Below are 18439 nucleotides of genomic sequence, written 5' to 3'. Positions count from 1 at the left end.
ATTATTTACATGTTATTGTTATACTAATCAAATACCAGTTTATAGAATAATCAAGAAAGCAGGGAAAAATATGAAACTCAGCATATTGGATCAAGCTCCAATTTCGAGTGGTACAAGTGCACAAGATGCATTAAAAGCATCTATTGAACTTGCTAAGCAAGCAGATAAAGCAGGATACACACGTTACTGGATAGCTGAACATCATGATATGTCTGGACTGGCATGTCCAGCACCGGATATCATGCTTGGAATTATCGGTTCACAAACTTCCACTATACGTATAGGTTCTGGTGCTGTGTTACTGCCACACTATAAACCGTATAAAGTAGCTGAAGCTTATAATCTTCTAGCAACATTATATCCTAATCGAATAGACCTAGGTATAGGACGAGCACCAGGAGGATCAGCTGAGGCGACAATGGCGCTATCGACTAATTTTCTTGAAAATGTACGGAAAATGCCAGAGATCCTTGATGAAATGCTCCAATTTTTACATAGTAATTTTCCAAAAGAACATCTTTATGCAAAAGTTGCACCATCACCAGTACCTCCTATCCCACCTGAGCCATGGTTATTAGGTACCAGTCAAAAAAGTGCTGTTTTAGCAGCAGAAAAAGGAATGCAATATGCTTTTGGACATTTTATGAGTGATCAAGACGGTCCTTTAATCGTAGAAAAATATCGGAAAATGTTCTTAGAACACAACGAGGGCAATAAACATCCAAAAGCCCTTGTTGCTGTCTCAGTTATTTGTGCAGAAACGACAGAAGAGGCAGAAGAACTTGCTTTAAGCAGCCTTATATGGAAACTGAAAGAAGATAAGGGAGATCGGGAAGGGGTTCCAACTATAAAAGAAGCAAAAGCTTACACATTTACTGATGATGAGAAAGAAATCGTCCAAAGTATGCGAGAGAAAATAATAGTCGGGAATCCAACGAAAGTGAAGCATAAACTACAGGAACTAAAAGATAAATATCAAACAGACGAGTTTATGATTGTAACAATAACACACAGTTATGAAGCAAGACGAAAATCCTATGAACTTATTGCCCAGGAAATAGGTTTAAAAAAGAGATGAAAATTCATCTCTTTTTTAGATTAACATTTAAAGGAACGGCCACATTCAGCTCCAACGTACAGGATGCTCCGACAGCGAAACACCGCACGAATCTGTAAAGGCGCTTGCGCTTTTGATCTGTTTTCAACAAGTCCATAGCTTAATACGCCTCAAGACCTAGTTAAAGATATGGCTCTGGATCATTACTAAAGACCTGTTTTCTCGGTAAGATGGATTCAAGATAAAGAAAGGAGGCAGGAACGATGAAAAAGTTTATGTTGTTTATTGGAGGGTTAATTGCATTACTTATTTTGCTAGCTAATCTTGGCCCAATGGTTTTATTAGGTCTTAGCATTTGGTTGCTATATGTAATCTTTAAGCAATTCATTAAAAGCGATTCTACTGGAGGTAAGATTGGGTGGGTTATTCTTGGTTTACTTGTCCTTAGCATTGCATTATCCAATATCTATGCAGTACTCGGGGTCGCGGCAGCATATGTATTGTACCTTATTTATACAAACTGGAAGAAAGATGATGGGCAATCAGCTGAGCAAGTAGTAGAGTCGAATGATCCATTTGCAAATTTTGAACGTCAATGGGCGGAACTGAATAACTAATTCAATTATAAAAGGAGCGAATTACAAATGACAAATATATTTACACGTATGAAAGATTCCATTTCATCAGATCTTCACAATATGATGGATCAAAAGGAACAGAAAAATCCAATAGCTGCATTGAATCAATACTTGCGTCAAAGTGAACAAGAAAAAGAAAAGGTACGTAAGCTTGTTGACCGTCAATATAAACTAAAGGATGAGTTTTCAAGAGAGTATCACAAAGCACAGGATCTTGCAGATAAACGAATAAAACAAGCAAATATCGCCGAAAAAGCTGGAGAAGAGCAGATGCATGAATTTGCAGTTAAAGAATACGAGGAGTATCAAGGGCGTGCAGATCGTATGAAAGCATCACGCGAAGAAGCAGAACAACAACTTGAAAGTTTGGAACAAAAATATGAAGAAATGAAACATAAACTAAAAGATATGCATTTGCGCCGTATGGAATTGATGGGTCGTGAAAATATGGCGCATGCTAACCATCAAATAAATAGAGTGGTAGAAGACTCCCCAGATAAACCATACTCACGATTTGCTGAAATGGAACAGTATATTGAGGGATTGGAGTATAAAGTTAATAGCGCGTATTACCGAAGTACATTCGATAGTAAAATAGCTAAACTAGAAAAAGAAATGAACGAACAGGGAAGTAAATGACATATTTCTCCATAAGATATAAAAAATGATATACTAAAACAGGCGCATTCAAATGCGTCTGTTCTATTACATTAGAGAATGGGGGGTCACCTTTATGTTTAAACGATTGACTACAGATACGTTCAACTGGATTCTAATAATTGGGGTGATCCTCTTTATTGTTGAGGTCGCTTTCTTTCATGGTGGTATGATTGCTTCTGCCTTATTTTCAGGATTGTTTATTTATATCGGGTGGAAGAAATTTAATCGTTTATGGGGGAAAATTTTATTTTGGTTAGGCGTAGTTGGATTAGTTTTCGCTATTTTAAATATGCTGGCAGTACGTTTCTTAATTATTGCAGCAATTGTATTATTCATTATGAACTATTCAAAATCGAAAAAGGAAGCAGAACATTTTATGCCACATTTTCCAGGTCACGAGCAAGTGATAGCCGATCCGATTGTGGAAATCAAACCACTGTTTGACCATAAAATCATGGATGATCAACAAACGGAAGATACAGCTTATCAATGGCGGGACATTAATATTCATGGTGCATTTGGTGATCGAGTAATTGACTTGAGCAATACGGTTCTACCTAGTGATACAGCAATTATATCCATACGACATATTGTTGGAAATATCGTAATATACGTTCCTTATGAAGTGGAAGTAAGTATTCACCATAGTTCAATCTTTGGGCGTGCACATGTTCTAGGTCAGCATCACTGGAGATTAATGAACCAGTCCCTTCATTATCAAACAAAAGAATACGATACGTCACTTTCCAGAGTGAAAATAGTAACCTCTTTATTTTCTGGAGATATTGAGGTGAAGCGAATATGAATACGGTTGTACGTCATGTATTCACCGCGATATTATTTAGTTTAATCATCTCTATAATGATGATCACCGTAACATTTATCGCTTTTCCATTAGATGATTGGGCTTTTGTAGTGGATCGAAATTTATACGATATCCCTTTTCTGGTTTTTGTGTTTAGTATACCTATTGTTGCAGGAATGATCATCGGTATCACAACAGGATTGTATTGGAGACAAAGGCTTCATCAAATTGATCGGCAATTAAATGAAATGGTTAAAGGTCAAAAATTTACAATAGATGAAGAACCATATAAAGAACTCGAAAGTATCCAAAGTCATATGGAACAGATACAAGAGAAAATCAGAATCCAAACAGAAAACGCACAACGATTAGCTACAGAAAGAGCCAATGAACGTGAAAAAAGTCTTCAGGAAATTGTTGTTCAGGAAAGAAATCGCTTGGCACGTGAATTACACGATTCCGTTAGTCAACAGTTATTCGCTGCATCGATGATGATGTCTGCTATAAATGAGTCAAGCCCCCCAGAGGACCTAGCTATTCGAAAGCAGCTACAGATGGTGGAAAAAATGATTCATCAATCACAGCTTGAGATGCGTGCGTTATTACTGCATTTACGTCCTGTAGCATTAAAAGGAAAGTCATTACAAGAAGGTGTCGAAGAACTGTTAGTTGAACTTATGCAAAAGGTACCAATGGAGATTGAATGGAAGGTAGAAAATTTCACAGTTGATAAAGGTGTCGAAGATCAGTTATTTCGGATTCTTCAGGAGTCTGTTTCCAATACACTAAGACATGCTGATGCAAAAGAACTTCACGTTATGTTAATCGAACGAGATGAGACAGTGATTTTAAGAATAGTTGATGATGGAATAGGGTTTGATGTTGAGAAAGTGAAGACAAGTTCATATGGACTTGAAAACATGCGTGAACGTGCATTTGAAGTGGGTGGAACGTTTAAAGTAATTAGTTTACCAAAGCAGGGGACACGTATAGAAGTGAAAGTACCTACCTTACAAAGAGAAGGTGAGATTAATGATTAGTATTTTGTTTGCAGATGATCATGAAATGGTTAGAATTGGTGTTTCTGCTTATCTGTCAGCACAGCCAGATATGGAGGTTGTGGCTGAAGCGGATGATGGGGAAGAAGCTGTCCAGATTGCTCTGGATTTAAGGCCTGATATTATTTTAATGGATCTAGTGATGAAAGAAATGGATGGTATTGAAGCTACTAAAAACATTATCGCAGAGTGGGCAGAGGCAAAAATTATCATTGTTACAAGTTTTCTTGATGACGAAAAAGTCTATCCTGCGCTTGAAGCCGGAGCAACTAGCTATATGCTGAAAACGTCAAAAGCAAGTGAAATTGCAAAAGCAATTCGTGCTACATTTGAAGGTCAATCGATTTTAGAACCTGAAGTAACAGGTAAAATTATGAACCGGATGCGTGAGAAAAACGTGGAAAACCTGCATGATCAATTAACGGAGCGTGAAATGGAAATATTGTTGCTTGTTGCACAAGGGAAAACAAATCAGGAAATTGCTGATGAATTATATATTGCCATGAAAACGGTGAAAGTTCATGTTAGTAACGTATTAGGAAAACTGGAAGTACATGACAGGACCCAGGCAGTTATTTATGCGTTTAAGCATGATCTTGTAGAATAGATCTACTGACATGAAAATTAATTCAAAAAGCCACGCTAATGCATGGCTTTTTTTCGTAGATAGGAAAGTATAAAACTTTCCTATCTGCATAAGTGCAACTAAGGATTTCGCCATAAAGGCTTGCACTCCAGAGCATAAGTGACTCTAAGAAAGCAAAGTACGCTTACTAAGAATCCCTTTAACGATAAGCCAATTTTTCTAATATTCTTTATAAAATTTATCTACTAGGTTGTATATATTTACAAGTTCATACAAAATAATTAACTCAGGAGAAAAATTGGTTGGATGCGCTTTGTTTTTCTTGGTGATTTCCCCGTCATCATCCCAAAGAATCTCTGTAATAAAATTTAGTTGACGCTGATGTGTCAATTGATCATAAGAAGATGGTTCTTGTAATGAGTGAGTTAATTCTGTAATAGCTTTAAGAATAATTTCTCGATCCTCTTTAGACCATGACGTTGTTTGTAATGGAGTGTTAATTAACGTATCCAGGTGATAATGGATCAACCTAAGTCTTATTAATTGATCCTGCGCATGTTGAAACTGATATTTCTCAACACCTACTAAAGGATGGAATTTAGATTCATCTTTTTGAAAACGGATTAACGTATCTGTCTGATGAATTGTTTTATCCAGTTGGTCGACTAACAATTGTTCATTTGCATGTCTCTCATGTTTATCTTCTAAAATATCCTTAAATACTTTTTCGATAACTATTCCTGTTCGTCCGGCTATGTTTTGAATGTTCTTTACGATGTCATTTGTATAATCAGGTGGAAGCACAAACATGTTTACAACGGTTGATACGACCAGACCGATTGTTGTTGTTCCTAAACGGATAAAAAATGAAATAAGATAATTGCTATGTATTACTTCAATCATTGCAACAGCAGTTAGGGTTGCTACAAGTAGACCAGCATGTAATTTAAGCCGGTAGCAAGTTGCAATTGTAAAAACAGCAGAAAGTGTGTACGTTATAGGTGAATCTCCAAAAAGTGATATAAACAATACAGCATAAGCAGAACCAATAGCCGATGCCGGAAAACGAACCATTCCTTTCTTAATGGAATCCGAAACAGTTGGTTCTATCGTTACAATGGCTGTAATTACTGCAAATACTGGTGGCCAATTTAACAACTCACACAACAATGCGGTGATAAATATGGCCACACCCGTTTTAATAACACGGCTACCAGTAATGTGAAATTTCTTCAAGACTTTAGACCTCCAGACGCTTACTCGCAAAACTACTTAATACCTATCATATATTGTCTGTGTAACGATGCAACTATTTTTCCTGTCATAATTATTTTGACAGGATATTTTTTTTATTTTTAAGTGGTATTGTGTCGGGGTTAGAGAGCATTTTTGGAATAGTTAAATTGAAAATTTCAAAAAAAGAGTTGCTTTTTTTGAGAACTACACATAGACTGTATTATAACAATAACAATAATTAATAAACTGTTATATAAGAGGAGGGGTAACTTGAAGCTAAATGATACTGCGATTTGTCCGGAGTGTGGAAAAAAAGTTGATGAACGAAGCCTTACGTTAGAATGTGAGTATTGTTTATCAAAACAGGTAGAGTAATTTTTTTGCATATGTTGTTATATAACAACATATGCAAAAAAATAATTGTATTATAACAATCAAAGAGATATGTAAATGCTGATCAGGGAGTTCATCTTTCAGGTAAACTGCTTCCTAGGGTTGAGATCGTGTTAACTGAAAGAAGCCTTTCAATTTCTTATTAAACTTCATAAGCGCTTTAATGACCGAAGAAAAACACTTCTGAATTTTAGGTATAAACTGCAGTCTAGGATAGACGATGGGAAAAAGCCTGGTTTTTTAGCAGGTAAGAAAGTATAAAACTTCCTTATCTGCATAAGTGCAACTAGGCCATTCGCTATAAAGGCTTGGCGAATGCCAAGTTTTCTAACCTGAAATGAAAAATGTCCGGGAAAAGGAGTGGTCAATTTGGACTTTACCGAAAGACCTGCAAGATAGAAGAGTAGAAATTACGGGCCCTGTTGATAGAAAGATGATTATTAATGCCCTAAATTCCAGGGCAAAAGTGTTTATGGAGGATTTTGAGGATGCCACCTCTCCTACTTGGAAAAATATTATAAACGGTCAAATTAACCTAATGGACACAATACGTAGAGAAATAGATTTTCAGGAAGATAATGGAAAGAGCTATACATTATATGATGAGGTTGCTGTTTTGATGGTCAGACCGAGGGGCTGGCATCTGGATGGAAGGATAACCAAGAAAAACACTTTCAGCAAGCTGCTCAGATTTTTAAGAGAACTTGTGTCAGAAGAGCGCTTCACTAAATTTTTAACATTGCCAGCATATGAGCAATTATTAAAAGGAGGAAAATAAGCATGGATCAAGCACGTATAGAGAATTTAATAAACGAATGGGAAAATAAAATGCGTTGGGTTGGGGTTGAACGTCCATACACTCCTAATGATGTGGTAAGGCTGAGAGGGTCAATTGATATTGAGTACACCATTGCCAAAAAAGGTGCTGAAAAACTGTGGGATTTACTTAAAGATGAGGATTACGTGAATGCGTTAGGAGCACTGACAGGTAACCAAGCAGTTCAACAAGTAAAGGCAGGATTAAAAGCAATTTACTTAAGTGGCTGGCAGGTTGCAGCTGATGCGAATGTAGCCGGTCACATGTACCCGGATCAAAGTTTGTATCCAGTCAATAGTGTACCTGATGTTGTAAAACGAATTAATCAGGCATTACAACGCGCAGATCAAATTCACTTTGCTGAAGGTAAAGATTCAATCGATTGGTTTGCTCCTATAGTTGCAGATGCAGAGGCAGGTTTTGGCGGACAACTGAACGTATTTGAATTAATGAAAGCAATGATTGAAGCAGGTGCTTCCGCTGTACACTTTGAAGACCAGCTTTCTTCTGAGAAGAAGTGTGGACACTTAGGCGGTAAAGTATTATTGCCAACACAGACAGCAGTACGAAATCTTATATCGGCTCGCTTTGCTGCAGATGTAATGGGGACATCAACGTTAATTATTGCAAGAACAGATGCAAATGCCGCTGACTTAATAACAAGTGACATAGATCCATACGATGCAGCATTTATTACAGGTGAGCGTACTGCTGAGGGATTTTTTAAAACAAAATCTGGAATCGATCAGGCTATCGCTCGTGGTTTAGCGTATGCTCCTTATGCAGATCTTGTCTGGTGTGAAACGTCTGAACCAAATCTTAAGGAGGCGCAATTATTTGCAGACGCAATCCACAAGAAGTATCCGAATAAATTACTAGCATATAATTGTTCGCCATCCTTCAATTGGAAACGGAAATTATCTGACAAAGAGATTGCAGGTTTTCAACAAGAACTTGGAAAAATGGGCTATAAGTTCCAGTTTGTTACACTAGCTGGTTTTCATGCACTGAATCACAGTATGTTTGAGCTTGCCAGAAAATATAAGGATGAAGGGATGGCTGCATATTCCGAGTTGCAGCAAGCAGAATTTGCCAATGAGCAATTTGGTTATAGTGCAACGCGTCATCAACGAGAAGTGGGAACTGGCTATTTTGATGAAGTTGCTCAGGTGATATCAGGTGGAAATTCTTCAACAGGTGCATTAAAGGGGTCTACGGAAGAGGAACAATTTACTAGATAAGTAAAATTTGCAATCGTTAACAAAAACACTCTTTAGGTAGAATGAAGGGTGTTTTTGTTTGTTTTTGAAATATAATTGTAATATCCCTATTACATGCATGTCATTTTTAGATGTTATACTACTAATTACCTAATAGTATATTAATAGATTAACTAGAGAGATACATATAAAAATATAAACCACTATGACAAATGACCTGGTAACGAGAAAAATACATATTCATTTGCGGTGGAAGCGGGAGCGGGGAATCAGAATTGAAGAAATATTTAGTAGCCTTAACAACTGTTACAGTAGTTGGTTTAAGCGGTGTGTTTTTAAGTGATGCTGTACAAGCAGAAACAATCGGTGAAATCCAAGATGAACGTTCATCTATCAAAGCTGATTTATCAGATGCAGAAGCTAAAATTGCGGATGTTTTAATGGAGCTAAAAGAATTAAATGATGAAATTGAACGAGTGGATGAAGCTTTAGTTCAAAATAGAGAAATGATTGCTACTACCGAAGAAGATTTAACGAATACGGAAGAAGAAGTTTCCCTTCTAGAAGATGAGATTAGTGAATTAGAAGAGGTTATCGAAATACGTTTCGATATTTTAAAGGGTCGTGTTAAATCCTATCAAAAAAGTGGAGGTAATATAGGGTTTTTAGACGTATTGTTTGGTTCAGCAAGCTTTGGTGATTTTATCAGTCGTGTAACAGCTGTTACAAAAATAGCTGACTCTGATACAAGATTGATGGAAAAGCAAGAAGAAGATAAAGCAGTATTGGAAGAGAAACAGGATAAAGTGATGACGAAGCTTACGGAATTAAAAGATATGAAATCAGAACTTGAAGGTATGAATGCATTAATTATAGAGCAACAAGAAGAAAATGAAGATAAAAAGAAAGAATTAAAGAAAAAAGAGAGAAACTTACTAGAATTAAAAGCTGAATTACAAGTGAAAGATAGTAATTTAGCCGCACTTGAAGAGCAAATAAATAGAAGTGTTACTACTACTGAGAGCGGTACAAATTCTGATGGAAACCTTACACAGTTAAGTAGTAAAACAAGTAATAAGGTATCATCTAAGCCAGTTCAACGAGTCTCAGGCAATGGAAATCTTAATACAGCAATAAATGTAGGTTACAATCATCTTGGCACACCATATGTATGGGCTGGTAAGTCTCCAGGTGGATTTGATTGTTCTGGATTCGTTTCTTGGGCATTTGCACAAGGTGGATACTCTATACCATCTAGTACAGCTGGGTTGCAAAGTACTGGTACAAAAGTATCGTATAGTAACGTCCAGCCTGGTGATTTAGTTTTCTTCAACACGTACAAGACGAATGGTCATGTAGGAATTTATGTTGGTAACGGGAACTTTATAGGAGCACAAAATTCTACCGGAGTTGCAGTTGCTAACATGACAAGCGGTTATTGGAAAAATCACTTTGCAGGTCATGTACGTCGTGTAAGATAAAATTGATATAATAAATAATTTTATAAAATCCATCCTGATTTAGTGCAGGGTGGATTTTTTTACTTTAAAATAGTTAAGTGATAGATGTATAATAGTTTAGCAACTATTTTAAGTAATATTGAGTAGAGAAATAGAGGAGGAAGTCATCTTATGAATAATGTAAAAGATTTTCGTAATGCGTCTTATGATATTGACCCTATTTACTTAAAACGGTGGTCACCGCGATCGTTTAAGGATAAAGAGGTATCTGATGAGGATCTAAATAGTATATTTGAAGCTGCACGGTGGGCACCTTCTGCTGCTAATGTTCAGCCATGGAGGTTTATTTTTGCTCAATCTGCGGAAGACCGAAATAAATTTCTTTCCTTTATTCATGATGGAAATGTAGCATGGTGTGATAAAGCACCTGTACTAGTAGCGGTTGTGTCTAAAATGGATGAAGTTAGATTTGGTGGAGATAATCCTACTCATGCTTTTGATACTGGTGCAGCGTGGGGATTCTTAGCACTTGAAGCAATACGAAAAGGTCTAATTACACACGCGATGGGTGGTTTTGACCGTGAAAAGGCTAAGAAAGTATTACACATTCCTGAAAATTATATGATACATGCGATCGTTGCCGTTGGGTACCAGGGTGAAACAGCCGAGTTGAAGGAGCAATATCAGGAACGCGAAAAACCATCTGATCGACATGAAGTAGAAAGTTTTATTTCAGAAGGTATTTTTATAGAAAAGTAAGTGGTGTAGGATGACTTTCTTAATAAGAAAGTCATCCTTTTTTGGCAGGTAAGAAAGTATAAAACTTCCTTATCTGCATAAGTGCAACTAGGCCATTCGCTATAAAGGCTTGGCGAATGCCAAGTTTTCTAAGCTGTTAAGCACACACTGTTGCTTTCTATCTGCATAGTTGATATAAATTAATACTTAACTTATTCGTGGATTTGCTTTTTCCAATATTGAGTGGTATACAGCCGCTTCGGCAGAACACTTCGTTTTGCGTGGGCACGGCCTCAGCCCTCCTCAGAAGCAAAGAACGCTTCTTCCGAGGAGTTCGGACACGTGCTGCGGGAGGATAGGCATAGGTGAGATTCTAAAAATGCACTAGCATAAAGAAGCTCATCAGCCGCCCGCGTAATGTACTTCCAGAGCGACAGTTACCTCGCATTTAATATTTATGCATTACGAAAACAGCCTTTTTTCATAATAATTTAAAAAAGTTTTGTGCTACCCATTACTTTGTGGTAGTATTCTAATCTTAGCTATTTAAAAAGGGATGACTTCATATGAATGCGAGAAAACGGGTAATTGGTATTGCGCTTTTAACAGCATTGTCTGTTGTGGGAGATTCGATGTTATTTATAGTGCTTCCAATTTATTGGGAGGATTTTGGTTTAACTGCCGTATGGCAAATAGGTGTATTGTTATCCGTAAATCGTTTTGTCCGTCTACCTATTAATCCACTAATAGGATTATTTTATAAGCACTTTCAATTAAGAACAGGGTTGTATATTGCTGTTTTTCTCGCAATTTCTACTACTTTTTCATATGGTGTCGTTAAGGAGTTTTGGCTACTGTTTTTCATGCGTGCGCTCTGGGGTGTAGCATGGTCGCTACTACGATTAGGTGGTTATCTAACAGTTATAGAATTTACTGAACAAATGAATCGAGGGAAATTTGTCGGTTTGTATAATGGTTTGTGGGGGCTTGGAGGCCTCGTAGGTATGCTAGGTGGTGGATTACTGGTTGATCAAACATCATTGTTTTTTGTAACTACTCTTTTTGCATTACTCGGTTTACTAGCGATTCCAATGGTAGTATTATTTGTTCCTGTGTCACAGCCTAATACAGAAATTAAACCAACCACTGGAACAAAAGTGAATGGTTTTTCTACATATATTTGGCTTGTACTTGCAACTGGATTTACAATGGGATTTGTTGTATTTGGTTTATTTGCATCCACTTTGAGTCAATTAATTAATAATAATTATAGTAATGAATGGACGATCATGGAATTTACCGTTGGTGCTGCAACAATTGCAGGTATAATACAAGCGATTCGATGGGGGTGGGATCCGTTTATCGCTTCAGCTATAGGGAGACGTTTAGATATCGCATCATCCCAAATTAGAATTTTATATATTCCACTATTAGGTGGGGGCTTATTATTACTTATACTAGGATTCTTGCAGTCAATTATTCTATTAATTGTATCTCTTTTATTATTTCAGTTAATGTCAACTTTGTTTGTTACCACAACAGATACACTAGCAACAAATACAGCAGGAAATTCTTCTAACTCGATCAAGGTTATAACCGCACACACTATTGTGATTGATGTTGGAGCAGCAGTAGGGCCATTTATGTCATATGTTGTAATTCAGTATTTTAATCTTATTACAGTCTACATAATGGCAAGTGCGCTTATGACCGGACTGGCATTGATATGGTATATATACAATCGATATACATTCAAAAAATCCTATAATTTAATATAAGTATCCAATTGGTATAAAAATGTATCATCTTCAAAAAAATAGGTTTAATGAATGACTATCAAGGTAATATTACATTTGTTAAACTATTTTCTTCATCTCCTGCAACAAAAATAGAATGCAGAAAGGAAACAATATGGAAAAACATACGTATAAGAATCCAGTATTTTATGTATCTTCAATTATTATCTTACTTATTGTGATTTTAGGAGCATCAGTACCAGAAAGATTTGGGCAGGTTGCTGAAGCATTGTTTGATTTCACAACCATTAATTTTGGATGGTTTTACTTACTAGCTGTTTTTATATTTGTCCTATTTTTATTTGGTATTTCTATTACTAAGTATGGAAAAATTCGCCTTGGTCCAAAAGATTCTCGCCCAGAATATCCATTTTTTACATGGATTGGTATGCTTTTTTCTGCTGGTTTTGGTGCCGGTTTAGTATTTTGGGGTGTTGCTGAACCAATGAGTCACTTTTTCACAACTCCATTTGAAGGATTGGAAGCCCAAACAGAGGAGTCAGCAAGAATAGCAATGGGTTATGCTTTTTTCCATTGGGGGGTTAGTCAATGGTCTGTTTTTGCGATTGTTGGACTTATTATTGCGTATCTACAATTCAAGAAAGATAGGAAAGGATTAATATCCACGTCCATTCAACCTGTAATTGGAATGAATAAGGGTGTCAGTAATACGATTGACTCTTTGGCTGTTATTGCAACAGTTATGGGTGTGGCAACTTCATTAGGACTTGGTATTTTACAAATGAATGGTGGTTTAAAACATGTATTTAATATACCAAATACAGTTTGGGTGCAAATAGCAATTGCAGGGGTTATGCTTGTAACCTATTTACTATCATCTAGTACGGGGTTAAATAAAGGAATTAAATGGTTAAGTAATCTAAACTTAGGGTTATGCCTATTGTTACTAGTCTTTGTATTTCTAGCAGGACCAACCGTATTTATTTTAAATACGTTTGTCCTGGGACTTGGTGATTATTTTACGAATTTTGTTCAATATAGTTTGCGTTTAACACCATATTCCGGTGAAACATGGGTCCGTGATTGGACAATTTTCTATTGGGCATGGGCAATAGCATGGTCTCCATTTGTTGGTGCTTTCGTTGCACGTGTTTCTAAAGGAAGAACGATTCGTGAATTTGTCTTTGGGGTATTAATTGTTCCACCAGTTATAGCATGCTTATGGATTGCGGCATTTGGAGGAACGGCTATATTTAGTGATTTAAACGCTGGAACAGAAATTGCTGAAGCAGTAAATGAAGATATGGCAGTTGCGTTATTTGAAACGTATGGTGATTTACCGCTTTCCAATATATTATCATTGTTAACGATATTTTTAATTTTCACGTTCTTAGTCACTTCCGCTGATTCGGCAACATATATTTTAGGAAGTATGACGTCTAAGGGAAGTTTGAATCCTGCTTTAGTAGTGAAATTGATTTGGGGCATATTAATAACAGCTATAGCAGTTGTGTTATTACTTGCTGGCGGGTTAGATGCCTTACAGACTGCTTCATTAACATCCGCACTTCCGTTTACAGTGATTTTATTGTTGATTGTAGTCGCCTTTATTCGGATGATAAAGAAAGACCCTGAGGCGAAGAAAGAACAGAAATAGCTATAAACTTAGGATTGGCCAAGGGGGTGAATTCCTTGCATGACAATCATGTAAGGGCAGAAAATTGGTCGTTATTAATTTACTTTTAGTTGTTCTTTTAATCTTGTTAACAGCCTTCTTTGTAGCAACTGAATTTTCCATCGTAAAGGTAAGAACAACTCGTATTAATCATTTAATAGAAGAAGGCAATAAAAAAGCAGTGTATGCTAAAAAGTTAACCGATAACTTAGATGCTTATTTGTCTGCATGTCAGTTAGGAATTACGGTTACAGCATTAGGTTTGGGTTGGTTAGGCGAACCAACCGTGGAAAGGTTACTACATCCATTGTTTGATAACCTTGGTTTAAATGCTGCTGTATCTTCCATTTTATCCTTTGGAATCGCCTTTATTCTAATTACATTTTTACATGTTGTCATCGGGGAACTTGCTCCAAAAACAATTGCAATTCAGAAGGCTGAAGCAGTTACCTTGTTATTAGCAAAACCACTCATTTTATTTTACAAGGTTATGTATCCATTTATATGGTTATTGAATGGTTCTGCTCGCTTATTTATCCGATTATTTGGCTTTCGACCAGTGCAAGAACATGAAGTTGCCCATTCAGAGGAAGAACTGCGGTTAATTCTTTCTGAGAGCTATAGAAGTGGTGAAATAAATCATTCGGAAATGACATATGTAAATAAGATCTTTGAATTTGATGAACGGTTGACTAAAGAAATAATGATACCTCGAACAGAGATGATCTGCTTCTATTTGGAAGATTCGTTTGGGGAAAACATTACCATTGTAAAAGAGGATCAATTTACACGTTATCCTGTAGCTAAGAATGACAAAGATCATATTGTAGGATTAGTAAATATAAAAGAGCTATTTACAGGACATGTATCGAATGAAGAAGTTTCGATTGAGCCTTATATTAGACCAATCCTTCATGTTTCAGAAGTTACACCAATTAAACAAGTCTTGTTGAAAATGCAGAAAGAGAGAATACACATGGCCATTGTTATTGATGAATATGGTGGTACAGCAGGTCTTATAACTGTGGAAGATATATTAGAGGAGATCGTTGGGGAAATTCGGGATGAATTTGATGCAAATGAAAAGCCTATGATTGAGAATATAAATGATGATATTACTATAATAGACGGCAAAGTATTACTCGATGAGGTTAACGAACTGTTTGGAACTAAACTTGAAGATGATGAGGTAGATACGATAGGTGGTTGGATTATTACGAAGAACTTAGACTCGAAAAAAGGCTCAATTGTTGAGCGTGATGGCTATCAATTTATCGTTGAAGAAAATGACGGGTATCAAATAAAAAAGGTGAAAATTGTAAGAAAATGAGATGTAATAGGGGCGAATTCACATAGGATTCGTCCTTTTCTATTTATATCAAATGTGTAATAATAGTGTTAATTATCTAATAGTTATCGAATTATACAGGAGAAAGGTGCACATAAATGAATAACATAAATCAAGCAAAAGAAGCATTAAATTAGCATTGATATTACTAGTCCAGGATTATCAAATTGTTCTGTATGCTATGATGCACTTTATCCTATTAATATTTGGTTATATAAGTAGTCATTTAGCAGTGATTAAACAGGAAGAGCGAAAACAATTTGATCGTAAATTATGGCTTTATATTCTTCTGTTTTTTGCCTTTGGCTCTGTGGTCGTTTTCCCTTTATTTGATATAGGGAGGTACATATTTTTAAAAGTGTGGGAAGGCTTTGCCTATGTATTTACGTTTATAGCAAGTAAAATAGGTGAATTACTAAAGTTCATAGAACCAATTGAAAGGGAAAGACAAGAACAAGAATCTTCTCCACTTGGGGGAGGGGAACAAGATAATTATGACGAATTAGGCCCCTCATTAATGGAAATAATAGGACCAATCATATACTGGAGTATCCTAACCCTGATCATTGGGGTTATCTGTTCATTGCAATCCGTGTTTTTAAAAATAAATTCGACCAAATGAATTATGCAGGAGATAGTGAAGCTGTATCATATGGTGGTCTAGATGAAAAAACAAGACGGGATAAGCGATCCATCAGGGGAATGTTTGCAAGTTATTTTAACAAACCTGATCATCCTGTGCGCAAAATGGTTTATCAATTTGAAACTAAAGCAGGTAAAAGCGAGTAGGGACGATATCCCTTTGAAACTATTGAGGAATGGTTAAAACGTATTAATGCAAACGCGGACTTTGACGTCTATCAAAAGGTTAGATATGGACAAAGCGATGTAAGTGATCAGGAAATAAGAGATTTGAAAGAACAGTTAAAAGAACTGGAAACTAATTTTGAAATATAAATCAGTAAAAAATGGATTATTTCTGTAGGCTGTTTTCGCAAGCATTGTTGCTTTTTTATCTTCATAGTTGATGTAGACTGCGACGTAACTTTAGGCTTACTTCTATTGGCCCCTTCTGGGATCGCTACGGGCGGATGCTTTCCGCGGGCACGGCCTCAGCCTCCACGAGAAAACCACTCTGCGGGGTCTTCGGACACGTGCTGTTCCCGCAGGAGTCACCGCCCTCCGCTCACCCTGACTGGTAAGGTGTTTTATTAATACTGATACAGTCCCACGACAGTAACGGAAATAACAGCGGAGGAAAAACACGTAGACTCCTGTGGGAGCAGAGGAGCAGAGGCCTAGGAGGCTGTCCGACGGAATAATTTCTGTGAATATATATGCATTCACACTGAATTATTAATGTATAATCCACCATATTTTGAATAAATATTCGGCAATTTCACTTCGTCGGACAGCCTCCTAGTTGAGACCCCAGAGAGCGTTAGCTCGAGGAGGCTCATCAGCCACCCACGGGTAGAAGACACTGCGCAGTGAAACGAAGCAGATGTCGCACTTGTACCCGGATGGGTGAAAGCGAAATGTATTTCCGTAGCGGTAGGTTAACCGTCACATCAAGTTACGTCGCAGTTTATATCTATTGTGACAAAAGCAACAATCTTTACGAAAACAGCCTTTCTGTAAGTGACTATATAATTCAATTACAAAGTTTTCTAGGGTTCCGCAACACTTGTTGGACTGGTCCAAGAGAAAACGCACGAATGTGTACACGGAGGGATAAAAGCCCGGGAGATATCTGTTGGATAGATAATCTCACGGGTTTTTTTATTGTCTAGGAAATTATAAAATTAGGAGTCTGTGGATAATTTATTTACTGCTTAAGCCACGTCCAGCTCCAGCGCCCAGCGACTAGTGGGCTTCCTGATCCTCCTTACGATAAGTCAACATCGAATCGCTTACGCTCTTCGTGTTTCCTTTATCTCATGCGGATAAGTCCAGCCCATACGTCGCTAAACGGGCGCTTGCGCTTTTGTTATATAATAATGGATTGGAGTGATATATATGAAACAGGATTGGTATATCGTTTTTCTTGCAGGTTTTTTTGAAGTAGGTTGGGTAGTCGGTTTAAAACATGCTTTTAACTGGTGGACATGGGGACTAACTGCGATTGCTATTTATGTTAGTATGCACTTACTCATTATTGCATCAAGGCGACTTCCTGTAGGTACCACGTATGCTGTTTTCACTGGAATGGGAACTGCGGGTACGGTTATTTTGGATATTGCTTTATTTGGGGAACCTTTCCAATTAATAAAAGTATTGTTAATTATATTATTGCTTTGTGGTGTAGTTGGTTTAAAAACAATCACAGAGGTTACAGAAGGAGAACGTACGTAATGGATTGGTTTTATTTACTTATTGCCGGAGCAGGGGAAGTAGTGGGAGTAATAGGGATTAATAAAGTAAATAAGGAGAAGAGCTTTTCCTCATTTTTTGTATTGTTTGGTGGTTTTATTATTAGTTTTATTTTTTTATCAATCGCCATGGTAACGATTCAAATGAGTACAGCGTATGCAGTTTGGACAGGGATGGGGACGATTGGAAGTACGGTTGTAGGTATGCTTATTTATGGGGAATCAAGGGAATGGAAGCGAATTTTATTTATAGGCATGGTACTTTCTGCTGCTATTGGTTTGAAGTTAATTTCCTAGGTGAATGTTTATAACGTTTAGATATCGGATACTGTCTACTAGAATCAAAATTCTGTAAAGGGAGACTGATATCTTATGGGTTTATGTGAACAAATAAAGGAATTCGATAGTGTACGTAAAGAAGGTGCCAATAAGGTTTTTACAATGTACTTAAATACCGACCCATCAGACCCTGAACAACAGGCTGGTGAATGGAAAATACATTTCAAAAATGGATTACGAAACTTTGAGAAATATCTAGAAAAAGCAGATGATCCTGAATTATTCATACTTCCAAGTTAAGGCATAAACTGAAATTAAAGCTAAGCACTTTTTGCTTTCT

General features: G+C 36.8%; 18 protein-coding genes, 1 pseudogene and 1 riboswitch. Of the genes and pseudogenes, 18 read left to right on the top strand and 1 reads right to left on the bottom strand.

Annotation, left to right across the window (positions count from 1 at the left end):
* The first annotated feature begins 70 nt into the window (after positions 1–70).
* From ACFQ3N_RS10425 to ACFQ3N_RS10400, 6 genes are all read left to right on the top strand, one after another.
* The gene (locus ACFQ3N_RS10425) at positions 71–1078 is read left to right on the top strand and encodes an LLM class flavin-dependent oxidoreductase (RefSeq protein WP_390362126.1); all 1008 of its coding nucleotides are present in this window, start codon (positions 71–73) and stop codon (positions 1076–1078) included.
* Between the two features lie 242 nt (positions 1079–1320).
* Positions 1321–1674 (top strand): lmo0954 family membrane protein, encoded by a 354-nt coding sequence (locus tag ACFQ3N_RS10420; RefSeq protein ID WP_390362124.1) that lies wholly within the window; start codon positions 1321–1323, stop codon positions 1672–1674.
* Positions 1675–1701: 27 nt separating this feature from the next.
* Positions 1702–2334, top strand: coding sequence for a PspA/IM30 family protein (locus ACFQ3N_RS10415; protein ID WP_390362122.1), 633 nt, complete (start codon positions 1702–1704; stop codon positions 2332–2334).
* A 94-nt stretch (positions 2335–2428) separates the two neighbouring features.
* Entirely contained in the window at positions 2429–3160 is a 732-nt protein-coding gene (liaF, locus tag ACFQ3N_RS10410) for a cell wall-active antibiotics response protein LiaF (protein WP_390362120.1), read from the top strand.
* On the top strand, positions 3157–4200 hold the full coding sequence (locus ACFQ3N_RS10405) for a sensor histidine kinase (protein WP_390362118.1): 1044 nt from the start codon (positions 3157–3159) through the stop codon (positions 4198–4200). Before liaF ends, ACFQ3N_RS10405 begins: the two co-directional genes overlap by 4 nt.
* Positions 4193–4825: a response regulator gene (locus ACFQ3N_RS10400; RefSeq protein ID WP_390362116.1), complete on the top strand. Its 633-nt coding sequence runs from the start codon at positions 4193–4195 to the stop codon at positions 4823–4825. Before ACFQ3N_RS10405 ends, ACFQ3N_RS10400 begins: the two co-directional genes overlap by 8 nt.
* A gap of 198 nt (positions 4826–5023) precedes the next feature.
* On the opposite strand, the gene ACFQ3N_RS10395 is transcribed toward ACFQ3N_RS10400, so the two are convergent.
* Positions 5024–6040, bottom strand: coding sequence for an aromatic acid exporter family protein (locus ACFQ3N_RS10395; protein ID WP_390362114.1), 1017 nt, complete (start codon positions 6038–6040; stop codon positions 5024–5026).
* 519 nt (positions 6041–6559) lie between these two features.
* Here ACFQ3N_RS10395 and ACFQ3N_RS20455 point away from each other — a divergent pair.
* The 12 genes and pseudogenes from ACFQ3N_RS20455 to ACFQ3N_RS10330 form a co-directional block, all read left to right on the top strand.
* Positions 6560–7082 (top strand): annotated as a pseudogene (locus ACFQ3N_RS20455) (hypothetical protein); the annotation flags it as partial.
* 131 nt (positions 7083–7213) lie between these two features.
* The gene (gene aceA / locus ACFQ3N_RS10380) at positions 7214–8491 is read left to right on the top strand and encodes an isocitrate lyase (RefSeq protein ID WP_390362110.1); all 1278 of its coding nucleotides are present in this window, start codon (positions 7214–7216) and stop codon (positions 8489–8491) included.
* A gap of 254 nt (positions 8492–8745) precedes the next feature.
* Complete coding sequence (locus ACFQ3N_RS10375; protein ID WP_390362108.1) at positions 8746–9951, top strand: C40 family peptidase; 1206 nt, start codon at positions 8746–8748, stop codon at positions 9949–9951.
* 150 nt (positions 9952–10101) lie between these two features.
* On the top strand, positions 10102–10689 hold the full coding sequence (locus tag ACFQ3N_RS10370) for a nitroreductase family protein (RefSeq protein ID WP_390362106.1): 588 nt from the start codon (positions 10102–10104) through the stop codon (positions 10687–10689).
* A 545-nt stretch (positions 10690–11234) separates the two neighbouring features.
* Positions 11235–12446 (top strand): MFS transporter, encoded by a 1212-nt coding sequence (locus ACFQ3N_RS10365; protein ID WP_390362104.1) that lies wholly within the window; start codon positions 11235–11237, stop codon positions 12444–12446.
* Positions 12447–12579: 133 nt separating this feature from the next.
* Positions 12580–14082 carry a BCCT family transporter gene (locus ACFQ3N_RS10360; protein ID WP_390362297.1) on the top strand — a complete coding sequence of 501 codons (1503 nt, stop codon included), beginning with the start codon at positions 12580–12582 and terminating at the stop codon, positions 14080–14082.
* A 64-nt stretch (positions 14083–14146) separates the two neighbouring features.
* Positions 14147–15430, top strand: coding sequence for a hemolysin family protein (locus ACFQ3N_RS10355; protein ID WP_390362102.1), 1284 nt, complete (start codon positions 14147–14149; stop codon positions 15428–15430).
* A gap of 157 nt (positions 15431–15587) precedes the next feature.
* Positions 15588–16070 carry a hypothetical protein gene (locus tag ACFQ3N_RS10350; RefSeq protein WP_390362100.1) on the top strand — a complete coding sequence of 161 codons (483 nt, stop codon included), beginning with the start codon at positions 15588–15590 and terminating at the stop codon, positions 16068–16070.
* The gene (locus tag ACFQ3N_RS10345; protein ID WP_390362098.1) at positions 16067–16237 is read left to right on the top strand and encodes a hypothetical protein; all 171 of its coding nucleotides are present in this window, start codon (positions 16067–16069) and stop codon (positions 16235–16237) included. The genes ACFQ3N_RS10350 and ACFQ3N_RS10345 overlap by 4 nt, the downstream gene beginning before the upstream one ends.
* 870 nt (positions 16238–17107) lie before the next feature.
* Positions 17108–17199, top strand: a riboswitch (guanidine-I (ykkC/yxkD leader).
* Positions 17200–17467: 268 nt separating this feature from the next.
* Positions 17468–17803, top strand: coding sequence for a DMT family transporter (locus tag ACFQ3N_RS10340; protein ID WP_390362096.1), 336 nt, complete (start codon positions 17468–17470; stop codon positions 17801–17803).
* Positions 17803–18117 (top strand): DMT family transporter, encoded by a 315-nt coding sequence (locus ACFQ3N_RS10335; protein WP_390362095.1) that lies wholly within the window; start codon positions 17803–17805, stop codon positions 18115–18117. The genes ACFQ3N_RS10340 and ACFQ3N_RS10335 overlap by 1 nt, the downstream gene beginning before the upstream one ends.
* Positions 18118–18192: 75 nt before the next feature.
* Positions 18193–18399 (top strand): hypothetical protein, encoded by a 207-nt coding sequence (locus tag ACFQ3N_RS10330; RefSeq protein ID WP_390362093.1) that lies wholly within the window; start codon positions 18193–18195, stop codon positions 18397–18399.
* Positions 18400–18439: the final 40 nt, after the last annotated feature.

This window comes from Virgibacillus byunsanensis, assembly GCF_042675965.1.
GTDB lineage: Bacteria > Bacillota > Bacilli > Bacillales > Amphibacillaceae > Virgibacillus_R > Virgibacillus_R byunsanensis.
The sequence above is the reverse complement of the archived record's forward strand: the minus strand, read 5'-3'. Positions and strand labels throughout refer to the sequence as shown.

Coding starts and splice junctions, on each gene's coding strand:
- ACFQ3N_RS10425 (WP_390362126.1), top strand. CDS start 71: ATGAAACTCAGCATATTGGATCAAGCTCCAATTTCGAGTGGTACAAGT.
- ACFQ3N_RS10345 (WP_390362098.1), top strand. CDS start 16,067: ATGAATTATGCAGGAGATAGTGAAGCTGTATCATATGGTGGTCTAGAT.
- ACFQ3N_RS10360 (WP_390362297.1), top strand. CDS start 12,580: ATGGAAAAACATACGTATAAGAATCCAGTATTTTATGTATCTTCAATT.
- ACFQ3N_RS10340 (WP_390362096.1), top strand. CDS start 17,468: ATGAAACAGGATTGGTATATCGTTTTTCTTGCAGGTTTTTTTGAAGTA.
- liaF (WP_390362120.1), top strand. CDS start 2,429: ATGTTTAAACGATTGACTACAGATACGTTCAACTGGATTCTAATAATT.
- aceA (WP_390362110.1), top strand. CDS start 7,214: ATGGATCAAGCACGTATAGAGAATTTAATAAACGAATGGGAAAATAAA.
- ACFQ3N_RS10370 (WP_390362106.1), top strand. CDS start 10,102: ATGAATAATGTAAAAGATTTTCGTAATGCGTCTTATGATATTGACCCT.
- ACFQ3N_RS10330 (WP_390362093.1), top strand. CDS start 18,193: ATGGGTTTATGTGAACAAATAAAGGAATTCGATAGTGTACGTAAAGAA.
- ACFQ3N_RS10405 (WP_390362118.1), top strand. CDS start 3,157: ATGAATACGGTTGTACGTCATGTATTCACCGCGATATTATTTAGTTTA.
- ACFQ3N_RS10365 (WP_390362104.1), top strand. CDS start 11,235: ATGAATGCGAGAAAACGGGTAATTGGTATTGCGCTTTTAACAGCATTG.
- ACFQ3N_RS10415 (WP_390362122.1), top strand. CDS start 1,702: ATGACAAATATATTTACACGTATGAAAGATTCCATTTCATCAGATCTT.
- ACFQ3N_RS10420 (WP_390362124.1), top strand. CDS start 1,321: ATGAAAAAGTTTATGTTGTTTATTGGAGGGTTAATTGCATTACTTATT.
- ACFQ3N_RS10335 (WP_390362095.1), top strand. CDS start 17,803: ATGGATTGGTTTTATTTACTTATTGCCGGAGCAGGGGAAGTAGTGGGA.
- ACFQ3N_RS10400 (WP_390362116.1), top strand. CDS start 4,193: ATGATTAGTATTTTGTTTGCAGATGATCATGAAATGGTTAGAATTGGT.